The organism is Nodosilinea sp. LEGE 07298 (genome assembly GCF_015207265.1).
In the GTDB taxonomy this organism is placed as follows: Bacteria; Cyanobacteriota; Cyanobacteriia; order Phormidesmidales; family Phormidesmidaceae; genus Nodosilinea.
This window is the reverse complement of sequence record NZ_JADEXE010000560.1, coordinates 1-1,683: the sequence shown is the minus strand read 5'-3', so window position 1 is coordinate 1,683 and position 1,683 is coordinate 1. Positions and strand designations below refer to the sequence as shown.

The following is a 1,683-nucleotide window of genomic DNA, read 5'->3' as shown; positions in this document are numbered from 1 at the left end:
GGGCTAGGGAGTCAAGCAATTCGGAATGGTGGGCATATTTCAGCCGTCGAGTACTAGGGATGGCCTTTCTCTCGGTGCATTGCTGCGCGAATGCACCCTACGGCACCCTAATTCTTAGCGTTGACGCTGCACTGGCCACTTTTTGGTCCACCAGACTTTTTGCTTAGTCACGACACTTTTTGCTCAGTTACCAGGGTTAGGCTTACCCAGGTACCCTGGGCATTGTAGGTGCGGATCAGCCGCTGCCGTAGGGTGGGGCTGATCAACCAACCTGCTTCCAAAAAGAACGGTTGCCCCGGCTGAACGTCGGTCGGAAAACTGGCCGACGCTCCCCCCGGCAGGCAGAGCACAGTAACCGGCTGACTGCCCTGCCCAAACTGTAGGGTGGAGTCGACCACCTGCCCCTGGGACTGAATGGCGGGGCTACGGCCAAAATTGAGGGTTTGACTCACCGTTCCCGGCTCTGCTGGCCGAATCTCTAGTCGGGTTGTCATTGTCTGGGGCGGCTGCAAGTCGGGAAACACCGTTTCCGCTTCCCCTGCCCAGGTACCCAACAGCTGATTGACTGACAACTCGGGACGGTGGGAGGGGGCGGATTCTGCCAGATGTTCTCGAATCAGCGTCAGGCTGCCCAGGCTGGGCTGTTTGGGGAAAATCAGGGCGATGCGCAGTCGCTCAGCGTTGTGAATCAACCCCAGCTCGGCCCCAAACTCGCTCACTGGGCTGCGCTGAATCGAGCCCTGGGAAAATGCACCGGTTTCGCTAAACAGCACCCCGCGCCCCAGGGAGCTGTACTCTAGCACCGTTTCGCTAGGCGGCTGGTCGGGAGGGCGTTTGCGGATGGCCTGGCGTATGGTGTTACCTCCATTCAAAGGCGTTAGCGCCACCTCCGAAGGCGTGTCTTGTAAGATTTCTCCAGTTGGAGACACCTGGGTAAACGACCCCACCCAGGTGCCCTGATTTTTGAGCAGGCGCGCCCACTGGGATGAAGCAGCTGAGGTCATAGGGAAAGACTGTATTGGGGGAAACAGAGGGTTAGCCGGTGCAGATTGACTCAATTGGCAAAAGTTTGAGGTTACTGAACACGGGTATGAATCAAAAACTCAATGTCTCTCGTAGGGGCAAACGGCCGTTTGCCCCTACCCAGATTCATGCCTCAGTTCAGCAACGCCCCCTGAACCGCAAACCCTTTCCCCCTAGCCCTGCATCTGGCTGACCAGGTGGGGTAGCTCGGGCAAAATTAGCGCCTTCATGGCCAGGGTGACGGCGTTGCTCGACCCCGGCAGCGAAAAGATTAGCGTTGATTGGTAGACCCCAGCCACGGCGCGAGACGCGATCGCCCGAGAGCCAATTTCCTGAAAGCTGAGCTGCCGAAAAATTTCGCCAAAGCCGGGCAGGGTTTTCTCTAGCAACGCGGCGATCGCATCGTAGGTGGTGTCGCGCGGGGCAATGCCCGTGCCGCCTGTGAGAATGATGCAGTCTACCTTAGGCCCTTGGGCCAGGGTTTGGCACAGGGGACCGATGCGATCGGGCTCGTCGGGCACAATCCGGTAGTCGCCTACCTGATGTCCCGATTCAATCAGCAGGGTTTGAATAATCTGGCCGCTGCGATCGCTTTCGACGGTGCGGGTATCGCTTACCGTAACCACCGCGCAGCGCACGGGCCGCGACAGGGTCTGGGAG

At 58.8% G+C, this 1,683-nt stretch carries 2 protein-coding genes; both read right to left on the bottom strand.

Features of this window, described 5'->3' with window-relative positions; all coding sequences use genetic code 11:
- Positions 1–167: 167 nt before the first annotated feature.
- The gene (locus IQ273_RS33035; protein WP_194027294.1) at positions 168–1,004 is read right to left on the bottom strand and encodes a DUF3598 family protein; all 837 of its coding nucleotides are present in this window, start codon (positions 1,002–1,004) and stop codon (positions 168–170) included.
- A gap of 192 nt (positions 1,005–1,196) precedes the next feature.
- Complete coding sequence (locus IQ273_RS33030) at positions 1,197–1,673, bottom strand: MogA/MoaB family molybdenum cofactor biosynthesis protein (RefSeq protein ID WP_194027295.1); 477 nt, start codon at positions 1,671–1,673, stop codon at positions 1,197–1,199.
- Positions 1,674–1,683: the final 10 nt, after the last annotated feature.

Bases quoted from the DNA above. Each gene is read 5' to 3' on its own strand.
- IQ273_RS33035 (WP_194027294.1), bottom strand. From the start codon at position 1,004: ATGACCTCAGCTGCTTCATCCCAGTGGGCGCGCCTGCTCAAAAATCAG.